The sequence below is a fragment of the Streptomyces sp. NPDC002701 genome (assembly GCF_042889045.1).
Lineage (GTDB): Bacteria > Actinomycetota > Actinomycetes > Streptomycetales > Streptomycetaceae > Streptomyces.
This window is the reverse complement of sequence record NZ_JBIAQL010000003.1, coordinates 520771-537560: the sequence shown is the minus strand read 5'-3', so window position 1 is coordinate 537560 and position 16790 is coordinate 520771. Positions and strand designations below refer to the sequence as shown.

General features: G+C 71.6%; 16 protein-coding genes. 9 read left to right on the top strand and 7 right to left on the bottom strand.

Annotated features, from left to right (window positions below; translation table 11 throughout):
• Positions 1–60: 60 nt before the first annotated feature.
• The 5 genes from ACFYXC_RS10825 to ACFYXC_RS10805 all read right to left on the bottom strand — a co-directional run bounded on the left by ACFYXC_RS10825 (position 61) and on the right by ACFYXC_RS10805 (position 4429).
• On the bottom strand, positions 61–840 hold the full coding sequence (locus ACFYXC_RS10825; protein ID WP_388914432.1) for a succinate dehydrogenase iron-sulfur subunit: 780 nt from the start codon (positions 838–840) through the stop codon (positions 61–63).
• Positions 840–2594 (bottom strand): succinate dehydrogenase flavoprotein subunit, encoded by a 1755-nt coding sequence (gene sdhA, locus ACFYXC_RS10820; protein ID WP_389549359.1) that lies wholly within the window; start codon positions 2592–2594, stop codon positions 840–842. The genes ACFYXC_RS10825 and sdhA overlap by 1 nt, the downstream gene beginning before the upstream one ends.
• A 19-nt stretch (positions 2595–2613) precedes the next feature.
• Positions 2614–3096, bottom strand: a complete 483-nt coding sequence (locus tag ACFYXC_RS10815) for a succinate dehydrogenase hydrophobic membrane anchor subunit (protein ID WP_388914438.1) — start codon at positions 3094–3096, stop codon at positions 2614–2616.
• Between the two features lie 5 nt (positions 3097–3101).
• Complete coding sequence (gene sdhC / locus ACFYXC_RS10810) at positions 3102–3482, bottom strand: succinate dehydrogenase, cytochrome b556 subunit (protein WP_388914441.1); 381 nt, start codon at positions 3480–3482, stop codon at positions 3102–3104.
• Between the two features lie 341 nt (positions 3483–3823).
• A complete protein-coding gene (locus ACFYXC_RS10805) occupies positions 3824–4429 on the bottom strand; it encodes a 2-oxo-4-hydroxy-4-carboxy-5-ureidoimidazoline decarboxylase (protein WP_389549354.1) in 606 nt (201 codons plus the stop codon).
• Positions 4430–4665: 236 nt separating this feature from the next.
• Here ACFYXC_RS10805 and ACFYXC_RS10800 point away from each other — a divergent pair, with 236 nt between their 5' ends.
• From ACFYXC_RS10800 to ACFYXC_RS10790, 3 genes are all read left to right on the top strand, one after another.
• Positions 4666–6249 carry a glycoside hydrolase family 20 protein gene (locus tag ACFYXC_RS10800; protein WP_389550012.1) on the top strand — a complete coding sequence of 528 codons (1584 nt, stop codon included), beginning with the start codon at positions 4666–4668 and terminating at the stop codon, positions 6247–6249.
• 156 nt (positions 6250–6405) lie between these two features.
• Entirely contained in the window at positions 6406–6924 is a 519-nt protein-coding gene (locus ACFYXC_RS10795) for a hypothetical protein (protein ID WP_389549351.1), read from the top strand.
• A 99-nt stretch (positions 6925–7023) separates the two neighbouring features.
• Positions 7024–7614, top strand: coding sequence for a hypothetical protein (locus ACFYXC_RS10790; RefSeq protein WP_389549349.1), 591 nt, complete (start codon positions 7024–7026; stop codon positions 7612–7614).
• Positions 7615–7718: 104 nt separating this feature from the next.
• On the opposite strand, the gene ACFYXC_RS10785 is transcribed toward ACFYXC_RS10790, so the two are convergent.
• On the bottom strand, positions 7719–10487 hold the full coding sequence (locus ACFYXC_RS10785) for an FG-GAP-like repeat-containing protein (protein WP_389549347.1): 2769 nt from the start codon (positions 10485–10487) through the stop codon (positions 7719–7721).
• Positions 10488–10894: 407 nt separating this feature from the next.
• Between ACFYXC_RS10785 and ACFYXC_RS10780 the strand changes: the two genes are divergently transcribed.
• The 5 genes from ACFYXC_RS10780 (at position 10895) to ACFYXC_RS10760 (ending at position 14980) form a co-directional block, all read left to right on the top strand.
• Entirely contained in the window at positions 10895–11320 is a 426-nt protein-coding gene (locus ACFYXC_RS10780; protein WP_388914885.1) for a hypothetical protein, read from the top strand.
• 119 nt (positions 11321–11439) lie between these two features.
• On the top strand, positions 11440–12057 hold the full coding sequence (locus ACFYXC_RS10775) for an RNA polymerase sigma factor (protein WP_389549344.1): 618 nt from the start codon (positions 11440–11442) through the stop codon (positions 12055–12057).
• A gap of 38 nt (positions 12058–12095) precedes the next feature.
• Positions 12096–12824, top strand: coding sequence for a hypothetical protein (locus ACFYXC_RS10770; RefSeq protein WP_389549341.1), 729 nt, complete (start codon positions 12096–12098; stop codon positions 12822–12824).
• A 294-nt stretch (positions 12825–13118) separates the two neighbouring features.
• A complete protein-coding gene (locus ACFYXC_RS10765) occupies positions 13119–13808 on the top strand; it encodes an RNA polymerase sigma factor (protein WP_389549338.1) in 690 nt (229 codons plus the stop codon).
• Positions 13808–14980 carry a hypothetical protein gene (locus ACFYXC_RS10760; protein ID WP_389549336.1) on the top strand — a complete coding sequence of 391 codons (1173 nt, stop codon included), beginning with the start codon at positions 13808–13810 and terminating at the stop codon, positions 14978–14980. The genes ACFYXC_RS10765 and ACFYXC_RS10760 overlap by 1 nt, the downstream gene beginning before the upstream one ends.
• Positions 14981–15142: 162 nt before the next feature.
• Here ACFYXC_RS10760 and ACFYXC_RS10755 read toward each other — a convergent pair whose 3' ends face one another.
• Entirely contained in the window at positions 15143–16009 is an 867-nt protein-coding gene (locus tag ACFYXC_RS10755; protein ID WP_389549333.1) for a L,D-transpeptidase family protein, read from the bottom strand.
• A gap of 125 nt (positions 16010–16134) precedes the next feature.
• Between ACFYXC_RS10755 and leuE the strand changes: the two genes are divergently transcribed.
• Entirely contained in the window at positions 16135–16788 is a 654-nt protein-coding gene (gene leuE, locus ACFYXC_RS10750) for a leucine efflux protein LeuE (RefSeq protein ID WP_389549330.1), read from the top strand.
• The last annotated feature ends 2 nt before the right edge of the window (positions 16789–16790 follow it).

Genomic DNA, 16790 nt, shown 5'->3' with positions numbered 1-16790 from the left:
TGACGCACGAGGGCCCCACTCCGGCAGGAGTGGGGCCCTCGTGCGTCGGTGCCGGGACGATCAGAAACGGCGCGTGATCAGCGCACGCTTCACTTCCTGGATCGCCTTCGTGACCTCGATACCGCGCGGGCAGGCGTCCGTGCAGTTGAACGTCGTGCGGCAGCGCCACACCCCGTCCTTGTCGTTGAGGATCTCCAGCCGCTGCTCCCCGGCGTCGTCGCGCGAGTCGAAGATGAAGCGGTGGGCGTTCACGATGGCGGCCGGACCGAAGTACTGGCCGTCGTTCCAGAACACCGGGCAGGAGGACGTGCAGGCGGCGCAGAGGATGCACTTCGTCGTGTCGTCGAAGCGCTCCCGGTCCTCCGCCGTCTGCAGACGCTCGCGCGTCGGCTCGTTCGTCTCCTTGGTGATGAGGAACGGCATCACGTCGCGGTACGCCTGGAAGAACGGCTCCATGTCCACGACCAGGTCCTTCAGCACGGTGAGGCCCTTGATGGGCTCGACCGTGATGGGCTTGGCCGGGTTGATGTCCTTGATCAGCGTCTTGCAGGCCAGCCGGTTCTTGCCGTTGATCCGCATGGCGTCCGAACCGCAGATGCCGTGCGCGCAGGACCGGCGGAAGGTCAGCGAACCGTCCTGGTCCCACTTGATCTTGTGCAGCGCGTCGAGGACACGCTCCTTGGGGTCGATCTCCAGCTGGAAGTCCTCCCACACCGCTTCTCCCGAGACCTCGGGGTTGAAGCGGCGGATGCGGAAGGTGGCCGTGATGTACGGGGAGTCGGCGAAGCCGGGCTCGGGCGTGCCGGCCGCGTCCGCCTTGTCCAGGGTCGGGGTTGCCATCAGTACTTACGCTCCATCGGCTGGTAGCGGGTCTGGACGACCGGCTTGTAGTCGAGACGGATGGACTCGGTGCCGTCGTCGCCGACCTCGCGGTACGCCATGGTGTGGCGCATGAAGTTCACGTCGTCGCGGTTCGGGTAGTCCTCGCGGTAGTGACCGCCGCGGGACTCCTTGCGGGCGAGCGCGGACACGGCCATGACCTCGGCGAGGTCGAGCAGGTTGCCCAGCTCGACGGCCTCCAGGAGGTCGGTGTTGAACCGCTTGCCCTTGTCCTGGACCGAGACGTTCAGGTAGCGCTCGCGCAGCTCTGCGATCTTCTCGACCGCCGTCTTGATCGTCTGCTCGGTGCGGAACACCATGACGTTGGCGTCCATGGTCTCCTGCAGCTCGCGGCGGATGTCCGCCACCCGCTCGTTGCCCGTGGACGAGCGCAGCCGCTCGATCTGCGCGACGACCAGCGAGGCCGGGTCCTCGGGCAGGTCGACGTGCGTGACCGTGGCCGAGTACTCCGCCGCCGCGATGCCCGCGCGCCGACCGAACACGTTGATGTCGAGCAGCGAGTTCGTGCCCAGGCGGTTCGCGCCGTGGACCGAGACGCAGGCGACCTCGCCGGCCGCGTACAGGCCCGGGACGACCGTGGTGTTGTCCGCGAGGACCTCGCCCTGGACGTTCGTCGGGATGCCGCCCATCGCGTAGTGCGCGGTGGGCTGGATCGGGATCGGGTCCGTGTACGGCTCGATGCCGAGGTAGGTACGGGCGAACTCCGTGATGTCGGGCAGCTTCGCGTCCAGCTGCTCCGGCGGGAGGTGCGTGAGGTCGAGGTAGACGTGGTCGCCCTCGGGGCCGCAGCCGCGGCCCTCACGGATCTCCGTGTAGATGGAGCGCGAGACGACGTCACGGGACGCGAGGTCCTTCATGACCGGCGCGTACTTCTCCATGAAGCGCTCGCCGTCCTTGTTGCGCAGGATGCCGCCCTCACCGCGGGCGCCCTCCGTCAGCAGGATGCCCATGCGCCAGATGCCGGTCGGGTGGAACTGGAAGAACTCCATGTCCTCCAGCGGCAGCCCGCGCCGGTAGACGGCCGCCTGGCCGTCACCGGTCAGCGTGTGCGCGTTGGACGTCACCTTGAAGAACTTGCCGGTGCCGCCGGACGCGTAGATCACGGCCTTCGCCTGGAAGACGTGGATCTCACCGGTCGCCAGTTCGTAGGCGACGACGCCGGACGACTTCTTGACGCCGTCCACCTCGGTGATCAACTGGTCGAGGACGTAGAACTCGTTGAAGAACTCCACGCCCTCCTTCACGCAGTTCTGGTAGAGCGTCTGGAGGATCATGTGGCCGGTGCGGTCCGCGGCGTAGCAGGACCGGCGGACCGGGGCCTCGCCGTGGTTGCGCGAGTGACCGCCGAAACGGCGCTGGTCGATGGTGCCGTCCGGGGTCCGGTTGAACGGCAGGCCCATCTTCTCCAGGTCGAGGACCGCGTCGATGGCCTCCTTCGCCAGGATCTCGGCGGCGTCCTGGTCGACCAGGTAGTCACCGCCCTTGACCGTGTCGAAGGTGTGCCACTCCCAGTTGTCCTCCTCCACGTTGGCGAGCGCGGCGGCCATACCGCCCTGCGCGGCGCCCGTGTGGGAGCGGGTGGGGTAGAGCTTCGTCAGCACGGCGGTCCGGCTGCGCTTCGTCGCCTCGATGGCGGCACGCATGCCGGCGCCGCCGGCGCCGACGATGACGGTGTCGTACTTGTGGATCTTCATGTTTCTCGCAGCCCCGTGCCTAGCGGATGTTCGGGTCGAAGGTGAAGATCACCAGCGTGCCCAGCAGGATGGTGAACACCGTGGCGGTGTAGAGCAGGCCCTTGAGCCACAGCCGGGTGTTCGCGCGCTCCGCGTAGTCGTTGATGACCGTGCGCAGACCGTTGGCGCCGTGCAGCATCGCGAGCCAGAGCATCAGCAGGTCCCAGACCTGCCAGAACGGGGAGGCCCAGCGGCCCGCCACGAAGGCGAAGCCGATCTTGGAGACGCCGCCGTCGAGGACGAGCTGGATGAGCAGGTGGCCGATGACCAGGACGACCAGGACGATGCCGGACAGGCGCATGAAGAGCCAGGCGTGCATCTCGAAGTTGCCGCGGGCGGACTTCGGCGTCTTCTTGGTCCGCTTGCGCGGGGGGTCGATCAGGGGCGCCGGGTTGTCGACGTCGTAGAGGGACGCGCCCTCGACGGGGCCGATGCCGGACGCGGTCTTCTCAGTGGTGGACATGTGCGTCAGCTCCCGAAGACTTCACGAGCGGCGTGGCCGAGTACGGGGTACAGGGCCCCGATCATCAGCACGACCCAGATGCCGACCACGGTCCAGAGCATCTGCTTCTGGAAGCGCGGGCCCTTCGACCAGAAGTCGACGGCGATCACCCGCAGGCCGTTGAGCGCGTGGAAGAGGATGGCGGCGACGAGGCCGTACTCCAGCAGCGCGACGAGCGGGGTCTTGTAGGTGGCTACGACCCTGTCGTAGTCCTCGGGGGAGACACGCACGAGAGCGGTGTCCAGGACGTGTACGAACAGGAAGAAGAAGATGAGGACGCCGGTGACTCGATGAGCCACCCAGGACCACATTCCTTCCCGGCCGCGGTACAGCGTTCCAGCCGGCACGGAAGAACCCTCCGGGAGCGGGGATTGGGGCCTGCCGGCTTCGATGTCGGTCGGGCCCGGCCGGGTACGGTCCACCGGCCCTGGCCATCGTAGCGACGTGTTGTCGGAACGTTTACGGCGGGCCTACCGATGTGATCGAACTGGCAGGCAAACAGGTCCGTACGGGCTATAGCGGGCGGGGGTTTTGGGTGGGGTGGGGTGGTGTGGGGGTGGGAGTGGGGTGGGTGGGGTGGCCGGTGCGGGTGCGTTGTGGCTGGTCGCGCCGTTCCCCGCGCCCCTGAAAAGATTGCGCCGTTCCCCGCGCCCCTCAAGGCGAAAGACTGCGCCGTTCCCCGCGCCCCCTACGGCAGGAGGCTGCGTTGTTCTCCGTGGTCGTGGGAGGGGGTGGGGGGCAGGGATCTGGTCAGGCGGCCTTTGGCCAGGCGGCGTAGTTCTTCTGCTGTGTGGGAGCGTTCCTCGTCCGGGTCGTTGGTCAGGCGGGAGCGGATTCCGGCGAGGACCCGGTCGGGGTACTCCGCCGGGGGCGTGTCGTCCAGGCAGATCACGAAGACGTGGCCGAAGCGGCTCTCGTACGCCGCGTGCGCGGCGCTCAGGGCGGTGTGCGCGCCGGAGTACGCGCCGTCCGGGAGGAGCGTGAGGGACTCGCAGGCCAGGGCCTCGGCGACATCGCCGGGCGTCAGGTCGTACGCCGCCTCGTCGGCCGCGGCCAGCAGGGACTCAAGGTCGGGGTAGGGGCGGTGCGCGGCGACGCGGCGGGCCCAGTGACAGCTGCCACAGCAGGCGAGCAGGACGCGCTCGGCCTCGTCGGCGGGCAGGGCGTTGAACCGCTCCAGACCGGGGAGGCGGGAAGGACGGTGCGCGGGCAGCGTGGGTTCCTCGGCGGTTCGGTGGCGCTCGGACGGGCGCCACGCGTGGTTCGGCAGGGGATCAAGTGAGAGATGTGTCATCACGCTATCGAGACGTGACAGGACCTGTCCGACGAATGCCCGAACTTCACCCGTAAGGGCACGTCGCGGAGCGAGGGGCGGACGGCGGGACAGAGCGAAGGGGCTTAGGTTCACAACGGAGATACAGCGTAAGAGGACAGTCACAGAGACAGTCACGGGGACAGTCACGGGAGAGTGAGTGGTCTGTGGTGAACGGGCGTAGGCGCAAGCAACGGGCTTCGGACCGCAGGCGGCCCCTGCTGGTCGGCGCGGGCGTGGTGGCCGTCGTGGCGGGTGCCGCGCTGACCGTCGGGCTCTGGCCGGGCGGCGACGCAGGCGCGCCCTCGACCCGGCGACCCTCCGGACAGGGACATGCCCAAGCCCCCGCGGCCTCCCCGACGCCGTCACCCAGTCGGACGTATCCCCTGTCACGGACTCCCCGGACGATACCGGCCGTGCGCGAGCACACCCCGGCCCGCGGTCCGGGCTGGCGGCCGGCGAAGGGCGGGCGGGTGGTCGTCGGCGACAAGGCGCTCGCGGACGAGGGCCGGCTGCTCGCGAAGGAACTGGGGCTGGCCTACGCGGGTGAGGGCGAGCCGCGCGCCGGCGACGTCGGGCTGAAGCTCACGGACGAGGACGCGAACGCGGAGTCGTACACGCTGGCCGTCGCGGACGGGCGGGTGCGGATCAGCGGGACGGCCGAGGCGGGCGTCTTCTACGGCACGCGCACGCTCAAGCAGGAGGTCCACGGGAAGGCCACGGCGCCCGAGGGGGTCGTACGGGACTCGCCGGCGAAGCCGCAGCGGGGGTTCATGCTGGACATCGCGCGCAAGCACTTCACCGCCGCGTGGATCGAGGACCGGATACGTGAGCTGGGCGACCTGAAGTACAACCAGCTGGGCCTGCACTTCTCCGACGACCAGGGCTTCCGGATCGCCTCCGACTCGCATCCCGAGGTCGTGTCGAAGGAGCACCTGACGAAGGCGGAGGTGCGGCGCATCCTCAAGCTCGCGGCGAGCCGCCACATCAGTGTCGTGCCCGAGATCGACTCGCCCGGCCACCTCGGCGCGGTGATCGCCGCGCACCCGGACCTCCAGCTCCGCAACACCCAGGGGGTCGCGACGCGCGGCGCGATCGACATCGCGAACCCGGCGTCCGCGAAGATCGTGGACGAACTGCTGGACGAGTACGCCGGCCTGTTCCCCGGCCCGTACTGGCATCTGGGGGCCGACGAGTACCAGGCGCTGACGGTGGCGAACCCGGAAGCCTCCTACCCGCGGCTGGCCGCCGCGGCGACGAAGGCGTACGGATCCGGTGCCGGGATCGCCGACCTGGCGACCGGGTGGCTCAACGACCGGGCCGCCACCATGCGCGGGCACGACCGCACCCTGCGCGCGTGGAACGACGGGATCTTCGCCGGGGGCGAGGTCCAGGCCGACAAGGACGTCGAGGTCGCGTACTGGACGGGCAAGGAGATCGGCGCGCGTCCGCCGGCCGAGTACCTGCGGGCCGGGCGCGAGCTGCACAACTACAACGACGAGTACCTCTACTACGTCCTCGGGCAGCCCAACACCTTCGTCTACCCGACCGGGCAGCGCATCTACGAGCAGTGGACGCCCCTCGTCCTGCGCGGTACGGCGCCGGTGGCCAAGGAGTACGACGACCGGATACTCGGCGCGTCCTTCGCCGTCTGGTGCGACCTCGCGGGCTCCCAGACCCAGGACCAGGTGGCGGCGGGGATACGGATGCCGCTGCGGGCGCTGACGCAGAAGCTGTGGGACCCGCGCCCGCCCGAGGCGTCGTGGACCGACTTCAAGGGGCTGGCGGGGAAGCTGGGCTGAGGGCCGGCGCCGCCGGGGCGGGCGGGGGCCGGAGGTCCGGCCGTGCGGGGCGGCCGCGATGACGCGGTTGTGGCGACTTGCCCGTTCCGGTGGCGAACTGCCGTGCGTATGTGGTGTATTCGGCGCTGGCCGAATCGACACGGCGGGGGGAGCGGCATGGGCTACTGGGGATACTTCGTGGTGGGCAGGAGCGAGCGGCGGCTCGCGGAGCTCGGCGCGCTGTCGGCGGCGGCGCCGGGCATGACGCTGCACGAGACGACGGAAGACGGCTGGCAGGTGTGGGAGTACCCGAACGCACCCGACGGCGCCGCCGGGGACGTCGGGAACATGAACGACCTGGCCGAGGAGACGGGCGCGCCCGCTCTCTTCGGCTACGTCATGGACAGCGACTGCGTGGTCGTCGAGGCGGCCGCGCCCGACAGCGGGTCCTGGACGACCTGCCTGGCCCGGGAGGCGATGGCCGGGTACCTGGGCGGCAACGAGGACGGGCTGGCTGTCGACGACTTCTTCCTGGAACCGCGTGACGCCGTGGCGCGGGCCCTCGCCTGGGCCGCCGAATCGGGCCGTGACGCCTCCGAGGAGCGTCTCCTCGACGTGCTCACCTCCGACGCGGACCCCTCGGCCGAGATGCTTTTCTTCCGGTTCCTGGACCGGCTCGGGGTCGTCCCGATGTAGATTTCGGCCATCTCGCAGTGTGACGTTCCGGCCACAGTGCACGCAGTAAGGGGAAGTGCGGGCTCCGTGACCGGCGGCGGCCCCACCGAGGGAGGCGTGATGAGCCTGGTGGAACTGATCGCTCGGGCCGACGAGCGGGGTCTCGCGGCCGGCGGTCTGGCGTGCCTGGACAGGTGCGTACCCCTGTTGGGAGGCGACGACGAGATCCTGCGGCCCCTGTGGGCGAGCCTCGCCGAGTCCGAGGCCGGGGACCTCGACTGGGGCGAGTGCGTCGAGCAGGCGCGCGCCAAGCTCTACGCCTTCGAGGTGCCGCGGGACGACGCGTCCGCCGAGGGCGAGGCCGTCGCGCTGGCGCATCGCATGCTCGGCACCGCCCCCGTCGAACGGACCACCGAGAACCTCCGGGAGTGGGCCGACGACTGCTCGGTCGCCGCGCTGCGGATCCACCGCCTCCTCGACGGCTCGTCCGCTGCTGGATCCGGCGACGCGTCCTCCGTGACGGCCCCGCGCGAGGGCCGTACGCAGGACATGTCACCCCTCGTCGCCGCCGAACTGCGCCGCCAGATCGCCATCCTGGAACTGCTGTCGGCCCACGGCCCGGCCGGTCTGCGCCAGGCGCGGGAGCTCTCCACGGAAGGCCGGCGCGTGCTGCGCGCGGTGGTGTCCCGGCGGGCCCGCGGCCGCGCCTGACCCGAACCGGGCCGGAACCGCGGAGGGCCGGGACCCCGTGCGAAACGGGGTCCCGGCCCTTTGCGGGTCGGTGGCGCGGTGGTGCGCCGGCGCCGGTGGCGTGTCTACGGGGTCAGGACCTGGCCCAGACGCGCGGCCGTCGCCGCGCCCAGCTGGGTGACGCCGTAGTACGCCGACCTGGCGACGGAGACGCCCGAGGCGGTGCTCGGAAGGTGGAGCAGCGTGCCGTTGCCCGTGTCCTCGCCCTCGGCGCCGATCAGCAGGTGCGCCCGGCCGTGGCCGGAGAAGTCCGTCAGCGAGACGGACGAGCCCAGCTTGTCGTCCTTCTCCGTGGACCCGGCGATGCCGCTCGTGTCCTGCGAGTAGGAGAGCGAACCGGTGCCGGTCAGCCCCGCCGCGGTGCCCCTCAGGAGCCAGACCGCGCCCGCGTCGGCCTTGTTGGCGCCGCTGCGCGTGATGTCCTCGTTCGGGGCGCCGGTCAGGACGTCCGCGAAGCCGTCGGCGTCGAAGTCGCCCACCGAGACCGAGGTGCCCATCGCGTCACCGGACTCGTTGGCCCCCTCGACACCCGCGGTGCTCTGGGTGATCTTCGTCATGCCCGTGGTGGTGAAACCGGTGGACGTGCCGGGAACCATCGTGACCTGGCCGCCGGAGACCGCGCCGGACTCGGTGGCGGACGGCTGGCCGATCACGATGTCGTCGTAGCCGTTGCCGTTCACGTCGCCCGCGACGAGGGAACGCCCGCCCTTGACGGTGAGCGTGGACACCTTCGACAGGCCCAGCGACCTGGACCCCTTGAACCAGGTGACCTTGCCGGCACCGGCCGCGTCGCGGTAGGTGAGCGCCACGTCCGCGTAACCGTCCCGGTTGAAGTCGCCGCTGGCGGCGTCCGCGTAGGCGAGGGCGCCGGAGGCGGTGGTGAGGTCGCCGGCGACCTCGTGGCCGTCGTTGAACCGCGCGGCCCAGTTGCCGCCCGTGCCGGTGGCCGCCGTGAAGACGTCCGCCCTGCCGTCGGCGTTGAAGTCGCCGACCGCGACCGTCGCGCCGAACCGCGCGCCCACCGGCTCGTAGTCGTCGCCCAGCGCCATGGTGTCGGCGCCGGTGTCGAACTTCGGGCCGTACAGGATCGTCACCGCGCCGCGGTCCGCGTGACCGGTCGTGTCGTCCTCGCCGGGAGCGCCGATCGCGAGGTCCGCGTAGCCGTCGGCGTTGATGTCGCCGAGGGCCGTGGCCGCGCCCCACTGGTCGCCCGACTCGGCGGCGCCCGGGACGTTCGCGGTGCCCTGGTTGAGCTTCACCTTCGCGGCGGAGACGGGGCCGTTCAGACCGCCGGGCACGAGCGTGAGCCAGCCGCTGCCCTGCTTGGGCGTGGCGGCGACGAGGTCGCTGATGCCGTCGCGGTTGACGTCGGCCGTCGGGACCGCGGCGTTCCGGCCGGGGCCGGAGGCGTACCGGCGGATCTCGCCCAGCTTCGCGTACAGGTTCTTGCCGGGGTTCTCGGTGGTGAGGGCGTCGCTTCGGCCGGCGACCGTGTTCAGCGTGGCCTGCTCGCCGGCCTTCCACACGCCCGTGTCCTCGGCGGCGGTCAGGGTGACCCGCCCACTCGGGTCGCCGCCGTACTGGCCGAGCTTCCACGCGGCGACACGCGCCACGGACTCCAGGGCGGCGCGGGTCGGCCTGCCCGCGGGCTTCGCCGGGGTGGTGGCGGTCGCCGCGGCGCCCTCGTAGTCACCGAGGACGGCGATGCCCGCCGAGTCGCCGTCGAAGCCGTACGTGTGGGAGCCGCGCACCGGCAGGTCGGTGCCGCCCGCCCGGCCCTCGAAGATCCGGCCGCACTTGTCGACCAGGAAGTTGTAACCGAGGTCGCTCAGCTTCTCGGTCCGCACCTGGTACGCCATGATGCCGCGCACCAGCGCCGGGGACTCGGCGCAGCTGTAGTCGTTCGTGCCGGCCGTGTGGTGGACGAAGACCGCGCTGACCTTCTCGATGTACTGCGGCGGGTCCGGCACCGTCGACTCGGCGGCGCCCCACTGCGCGCGCGGGACGATCGGCGGCTGCGTCACGGTGGACGGCGGCGGGGACGGGACCGGATCGGGCGTCGGGGAAGCGGAGGCGCTCTCCGACGCGTCTTCCGGGGTGCTCTCGGCGGGTGCCGCCGCGGCACCTGTCGCGGGCCCGGTGCCCGTGCCGGTGCCCGTGGACTCCGTGGGGTCCGGGTCCGGGGAGTCCGCGGCCGCGTCGGCCGGGGCCGCGGGGCCGGTCGGGTCCTCGGCGACGAAGGCGGCGTTGTCCAGGGACGCGCCCGCGGACGTGCCGGTCGATGTGCCCAGTGCCCCGTTCTTCGCCTCGGCCGGGGTCACGCCCGGGTCGACGAGGCTGAGTTCGAGTCCTTCGGGCAGACCGGAGTCCGCCGAACCTCCCCCGGACGTCGCCCGGGAGGTGCCCCCGGCGGCGACGACACGTGCCTCGACGCCGTCGCTCGGACCGACCCACAGTGGATCGGACGCGCCGCGCGCCTTCCCGTCGCCGGGCTCCGCCCCGTCGGCCGGGTGCGGCTCCAGCGCCAGGTTCCGCCAGCCGGTCCACTCGCCCGTGTCGAGGGACCGGGTCCGCACCTGGGCGGTGCCGTCGAGTCCGGCCGCCGCGCCGGTCCAGGAGACACCGAGCAGCGAGAACTGCCGGGTGCTCGTCCGCTCGACCTCGCGCCGGCCCGAGCCGTCGCTCTCCATCGTGAGCTCGTGCACCCGCACGGGCCGCTTGGTGCGCGCGGCATCCGTCGCGGGGTCGTCACCCGGATTCGCGACGGCGTACGTCACGGCCCCCGCCCCGCCCAGCGCCACGGCTCCGATCGTCAGCCACGCTCTCCGCTTCATGCTCAGCGGTTTGTACGCATGGGTCGTCCGGCGACTCAAATACCCCACCCCTAGAAAGCCTCACAAAAAACCCACCCGTCACGCAGATGGTTCCTTAATTCAGCGCCAACTCCGGGCCAAACATCACCCAACAGGTGTGTGCGGTACGTCACTGGACGGCCGCGGGAGCGCCGCACCGACGATCGAGAGCGGCAGATGGTTGTACGGGTTCGGGTGAATTGACGCGTGATGTTTGTCACGGTGATGACGTGTGATGTTCGGGGCGTTCTCCTCGCTTGGTGTTGCGGACCGGGCGTGGCTCTCGCGGCCGGACGTCACCGGACAAGGGGGCGCGAACGATGGGAAGGACGGGCACGGAGTCGGGGGAGCGCCCGCGCGCGCCCCGGGGGCTCTCGGCCGACCTGCGGATGCGGCAGCACGCGGCGCAGTTCGTACGGGAGATCACCGCGAGCAGCCGGCTGCCGCTGGACTACTCCGTCGCGAGCCTGCGTGTCGTCGACTTCATCGTCGACGGACTGCGCAAGAGCGGCCGGGACCGCACGGCCGTGGGCCATGTGCTGTTCGGACTCGGGGTGTACGCCGGAGAGGTGCTGGTGCGGCGCGCCGGTGCCGCGTGGATCGAGTTCGACCAGGGACAGCGGGAGCTGTTCGGCCAGCAGGTGGGCGTACGGATGCGGGACGGGCGCGTGTGGAATCCGCTGGGCAAGGTCGTGAAGCGGTTCGAGGCGGGGGAGCGGGAGTCCCTGCACACCTTCTATCTGCAGTTGCACGGGCGGGTGCGGGCCGGTGGCCCCGGGCACGGGGCGATGGGCGGCGCGGCTGACGGACTGTGACGTTTCCGTGCCGCACGGCGCAGATGACCTTGAGGGCGTGTGATCACGTGTGATCACGCGCTGCGTGCCGTGCGGTGCGGACACCGGCCGGTACGAGCTCGGTGTGAACGAGGACAGTGTTGGGCCAGGGAGGGGAATCCCGCCGCGTGCGATCGTCCGACGGGGACCTGGGTGCGGCCGTCGCGCGGGCGCAGCAGGGGGACGAGGCCGCCTTCGCGGTCGCGTACCGGATCGTGCAGCCCGGACTGCTCGGGTATCTGCGGGGACTGGTCGGCGCCGAGGCGGAGGACGTGGCGTCGGACGCGTGGCTGGAGATCGCCCGGGACCTGGGGCGCTTCCGGGGGGACGGGGCGGGGTTCCGCGGCTGGACCGCGACCATCGCCCGGCACCGGGCTCTCGATCACCTGCGGCGCCAGAAGGTGCGGCCGCGGGCGTCCGAGGTCGAACAGGACCTGCTCGACCTGCCCGCCGCGCACAGCACGGACGACCAGGCACTGGAGTCCCTCGGTACGCAGTACGCCCTCGAACTGCTCGCGGGTCTGCCGCGCGACCAGGCCGAGGCCGTGCTGCTGCGGGTCGTCGTCGGCCTCGACGGTCCCGCGGCGGCTCGTGTCCTCGGCAAACGCCCCGGCGCGGTACGCACCGCCGCGCACCGGGGCCTGAAGCGGCTGGCCCGCCGGCTCGGCGACGAGGGTGTGACGGATGTCGGTCCCCGGACGCTGGGGGAGTCGGAATGAACGGCGAGCGGCGCACGGGCGGCGAGGGTGATCCGGACATGGGTGAACGAGAGGGCGGCGACCCCCGCCCGCACCACCACGGTCCGAGCGGTGCTCCCGGGCCCGAACCCGACCTCGCTGCCCTGCTCACCGCCGCCGTGCTCGACGCGGCGGTGGACCCCGATGCCGAGAAACGGGCGCTCGCCGCGTTCCGGGAGGCGCGGGACGAGGGGGCGCACGGGGAGGCGCGCACCCGGCGGCGGGACGACTGGCGGCCCGCGGGTGAGCGGCGGCGCGGATGGTCCGTGCGGGCGACGCTGGTCGCCCTGGCGGCGAGCGTGACGCTCGGCGGGGTGGCGGTCGCGGGGATCGGCTCGGGCGTGGGGGCGGGTGACGGAGGGGGTGGGCGGGACCGGCCCCGGCCGCCGGAGAGCGCCCCGGCGGGCACGCCTGGTCCGTCCGGCCCGCCGGAGCCCGGGCGGACCGACGGTTTCGCCGGGCCTTCCGACCGCCCCTCCGGCACCCAGGACAGCAAGAACGACAAGAGCGAGAACAAGGACAAAAACAAGAACAAGAACAAGGACAAAAAGAAAGACAAGAGCAAGGGCAAGGGCAAGAACAAGGGCGAAGACACGGGCGCGAGCGCCGACGAGGACGCCAAGAAACCCACAAAAGGCCCGGAGAGCACGAAAAGTGCGAAGGGCGAGAAAAGCGCGAAACCCGACAAGACTGCCAAGAGCACCAAGAGCGCGAAGAGGGAGAAGCCCGCGAAGGGCAAAGGTCGCTGAGCCGATGGCAACGACCGGGGCCGCCACCCCCCACAGGAGAGGCCCCGGCCGTCGCGCGGCACGGGCCGCGCGGCGGCCCGTACTCTCCTCAGCGCCGACGGTGCGTTTTGTGTCACACCCCGTCCGGCAACGAGTTAGTTGCAAGTTGTACGGGCGTGGACGCACCCCCGTTTCAAGCCGTAACGTGCATTTCGCGCCGGATGCGGGGCAGGACCGCAACCATCGACCGAGAGACCACGACGGAGAGAACCCGGTCCGCGAGAGCGGCGCCGGCCGGGCGCGATAAGGGGCGCGGTGCTGGGGGACGACGCGGAGCTGACCGCCGCGGTGCTTGCCGCACAGTACGGGGACGAGACCGCGTTCCGGACTGTGTACCGAGCCGTGCATCCACGGCTCCTGGGATACGTACGCACGCTGGTCGGTGACCCGGACGCCGAGGACGTCACGTCCGAGGCGTGGCTGCAGATCGCGCGGGATCTGGAACGGTTCAGCGGTGACGCCGACCGGTTCCGCGGCTGGGCGGCCCGGATAGCGCGCAACCGCGCGCTCGATCACATACGCATGCGCGGCCGGCGTCCCGCGACAGTCGGCGACGAGACCGAACTCACCGGCAAGGCGGCCGAGTCCGACACCGCGGGGGAGGCCATCGAGGCCCTCTCCACGGACGACACCCTCTCCCTCATCGCCCGGCTCCCGCAGGACCAGGCGGAAGCCGTCGTGCTGCGCGTCGTGGTCGGCCTCGACGCGAAGACCGCCGCGGACACCCTCGGCAAACGCCCGGGAGCCGTCCGCACCGCGGCGCACCGCGGTCTGAAGCGCCTCGCCGAACTGCTCGGCGCCGAGCAGGAATCAGCGGATGCGGAATCGGCCGGCTCGCTGAGCTCGGTACCCCCGCAACGGCCCCCGCACGCAGAGCCGCGTACCCGCGCGGTCACGTCCGCCGGTGTGACGCATACGCCGTCGCGGACGCAGAAGGACATGTGATGGCCGACGAGCGCTGTGTCTTTCCGGGAGACGGTTCCCGGACCCCCGGCCGGTGGCTTGACCGTGACGCGGCGGAGCGGCTGCTGCGCGGAGAGCGGCTCGAAACCGTCGACGCCGACAGCCGTGCCGAGGCCGCCCGGCTCGCCGAAGCACTCGGTGTCCTGGGCGCGATGACCGCCGTGACCGGGCAGGACGGCAGTGAACTCCCTGGTGAGGCCGCCGCGTTGGCCGCGTTCCGTGCCGTGCGCACCACCGGGACCCGCGAGCGGACCGGGCCGGCCGGGACCGGCACGTACGCCCGCCTGAATTCCTCGGTGGCTGCGGACACCTCTCTGGACGCCGGCCTCGTCCGGCTCGGCCGGGCCGGCACGGACCGCCGCGCCCCCTCGGTCTGGGGTCGGCCGGTGCGCCACGGCCTGGCCGCCGCGCTGGCCGCCGGGATGATCGGCGGAGTCGCCATGGCCGCGACCGCCGGTGTCCTGGCCTTCGGCGGCGACGAACCGGAACCCGGCGCCTCCGCGACGGTCGCCGTCACTCCGGACCGGCCGCTCCGCACGCCGTCCCCCGGGAAGAGCCGTGGCGGCGCCGACGAGCCGCGGCCCGACGGCGGTGCCGGCGCACCGTCCGGGGAGAACTCCGTCCCGCGCGGTGAGGCGCGCGGCGACACGGACACGGGTACGGGCCCGGACGCACAGCCAGGCTCCGACGACAGCGGACGCGAACACCGGCCGGGCCGCGGGTGGGCCGGGATCGCCTCGGCCTGCCGTGACCACCGCGACGGAAAGGAACTCGACGCGGGGCGCAGGCGCGCTCTGGAGAACGCGGCGCACGGCGCCGGGCAGGTGCAGAAGTACTGCAGGGGCGTCCTCGGGAACGGGGACCGTCACGACTCCGGCCGCGACTGGAGCGACCCCGGATCCGGGCAGAACGCTCCACGCAACGGCAACGGCAACGGCAACGGGAACGGCGGCAAGGGCGACAGCGACAGCGACGGCGGTCAGGGCGACGGCGGCGGCAAGGGCGACCACGGTCGCAACGGCGACGACGGTGACGACCGTGGCAACGGCAACGGCAACGGCAACGGCAACGGCGGCAAGGACCGCGACCGTGCCCGCGACGACCGCGGTCACACAGGTCCGGGCACCTTCCGCGCCCCGGCGGTGTCGGTGTGACGTTTTCAGCCGCGCCGACGCAGTAGTAAGCGAGCCGACTGGTCATCGGCTGTCGCACGAGCCGGGGTTCCCCCCGTACCCACGGCTCGGTGCACAAGGCGCGGGCGGGACACGTTCCCCCGGTCCCGCCCGCGCCCGCTCACTCTCTCCGCCACCCGGTCCTCACCAGTAGACGACGACCTTGTCGCCATTCCTCACCTGCGAGAACAGCGCCGAGATCTTCCCCTCGTCCCGTACGTTCACACAGCCGTGCGAGCCGCCGTAGTAGCCCGTCGCCGCGAAGTTCGCGGAGTAGTGGACCGCCTGGCCGCCGCTGAAGAACATCGCGTACGGCATGGGCGAGTCGTAGATCGTCGACACATGATCACGCGACTTGAAGTAGACGTCGAAGACCCCTTCGCGGGTGGGTGTGTACTCCGTACCGAAGCGCACCTCCATCGTCGAGAGCGTACGGCCGTCGATCATCCAGCGAAGGGTGCGGCTGGTCTTGCTGATGCACAGCACCCGGCCCGTCATACAGCGCGGGTCCGGCTTCGCGGCCGGCTGGCCGCCCGACGCGTACAGGTCCCACTTGCCCGGCGCGTGGGTCATCCGCAGGAGGCGCCGCCAGGTCACCGAGTCCGTCGTCCCGGTCATCGGCAGGCCCCGCTTGCCCTGGAAGCCCCGCACCGCCTCGGCCGTCGCGGTGTCGTACGTCCCCGTCGGCCCCTCGTAGAGCCACAGCACCTCGCGCAGCCTGGCCTGCAGCTCCCGTACGTCCCCGCCGCGGTCGCCGGGGGCCCACAGGACCTTCGGCGCGGGTTGCGCGGGCTCGGCGTCGCCGGGCGAGGGCGGGTCGGCCGGTGCGGACGCGGCGCCCGCCGATCCCTGGCCGCCCGAGGCTCCGGCCGCCGGTGCGCCCGCCGCCGGTGTGCCCGTCACCGGTCTGCCCGTCTTCGGGTCGACGGTCTGGATGGTGCATCCGCCCACCGCGAGCCCCGCCGCCACCGTCACCGCCGCGACCGATCTCCACATGCCCTTCGTACGCATCCGAACCCCCCGCTGCTCATCGAACCGTCCTCGATGTGCCGTGGCGACACCTGAGAGGGTTCCCGCGCGTCCTTCGTTGCGAACCAGGCAGCATTGTGTCGTACCGGGGTGCGAGACTGCCTCTCATGCTTGGTGTGACCGATCTCCCCACCTATCTCGTGGGTCTTGTGCTGATTGTGCTGTTGCCGGGACCGAACTCGCTCTATGTGCTGTCCGTCGCCGCGCGGCGGGGCATCCGGAACGGCTACCGGGCCGCCGCCGGTGTCTGGTGCGGTGACGCCGTGCTGATGACGCTCTCGGCGGCCGGTGTCGCGTCGCTGCTGCAGGCCAACGCCCTGCTCTTCTCGATCGTCAAGTACGCGGGCGCCGGATATCTGACCTGGCTGGCGTTCGGGATGCTGCGGGCCGCCTGGCAGATGTGGCGGACCCGGCGCGACCGGGGCGGGAGCGAGGAGGCCGTCGCGCCGGTCGCCGAGGAGCGGCCCTTCCGGCGGGCGCTCGTCATCAGTCTGTTCAACCCGAAGGCGATCCTGTTCTTCGTCGCCTTCTTCGTCCAGTTCGTGGACCCGGGGTACGCGTATCCGGCCGTCTCCTTCGTCGTGCTCGGTGCCTTCGCGCAACTGGCGAGCTTCCTGTACCTCAGCGCGCTGATCTTCGGCGGGACGAAGCTGGCGGCGGCCTTCCGGCGGCGCAGGCGGCTCTCCGCGGGAGCCACCTCCGCCGCCGGTGCCCTCTTCCTGGGCTTCGCCGTCAAGCTGTCCCTGGCCAGTTCGGTCTAGAA

Bases quoted from the DNA above. Each gene is read 5' to 3' on its own strand.
- ACFYXC_RS10825 (WP_388914432.1), bottom strand. From the start codon at position 840: ATGGCAACCCCGACCCTGGACAAGGCGGACGCGGCCGGCACGCCCGAG.
- sdhA (WP_389549359.1), bottom strand. From the start codon at position 2,594: ATGAAGATCCACAAGTACGACACCGTCATCGTCGGCGCCGGCGGCGCC.
- ACFYXC_RS10815 (WP_388914438.1), bottom strand. From the start codon at position 3,096: ATGTCCACCACTGAGAAGACCGCGTCCGGCATCGGCCCCGTCGAGGGC.
- ACFYXC_RS10805 (WP_389549354.1), bottom strand. From the start codon at position 4,429: ATGACACATCTCTCACTTGATCCCCTGCCGAACCACGCGTGGCGCCCG.
- ACFYXC_RS10795 (WP_389549351.1), top strand. From the start codon at position 6,406: ATGGGCTACTGGGGATACTTCGTGGTGGGCAGGAGCGAGCGGCGGCTC.
- ACFYXC_RS10790 (WP_389549349.1), top strand. From the start codon at position 7,024: ATGAGCCTGGTGGAACTGATCGCTCGGGCCGACGAGCGGGGTCTCGCG.
- ACFYXC_RS10785 (WP_389549347.1), bottom strand. From the start codon at position 10,487: ATGAAGCGGAGAGCGTGGCTGACGATCGGAGCCGTGGCGCTGGGCGGG.
- ACFYXC_RS10780 (WP_388914885.1), top strand. From the start codon at position 10,895: ATGCGGCAGCACGCGGCGCAGTTCGTACGGGAGATCACCGCGAGCAGC.
- ACFYXC_RS10770 (WP_389549341.1), top strand. From the start codon at position 12,096: ATGGGTGAACGAGAGGGCGGCGACCCCCGCCCGCACCACCACGGTCCG.
- ACFYXC_RS10760 (WP_389549336.1), top strand. From the start codon at position 13,808: ATGGCCGACGAGCGCTGTGTCTTTCCGGGAGACGGTTCCCGGACCCCC.
- ACFYXC_RS10755 (WP_389549333.1), bottom strand. From the start codon at position 16,009: ATGCGTACGAAGGGCATGTGGAGATCGGTCGCGGCGGTGACGGTGGCG.
- leuE (WP_389549330.1), top strand. From the start codon at position 16,135: ATGCTTGGTGTGACCGATCTCCCCACCTATCTCGTGGGTCTTGTGCTG.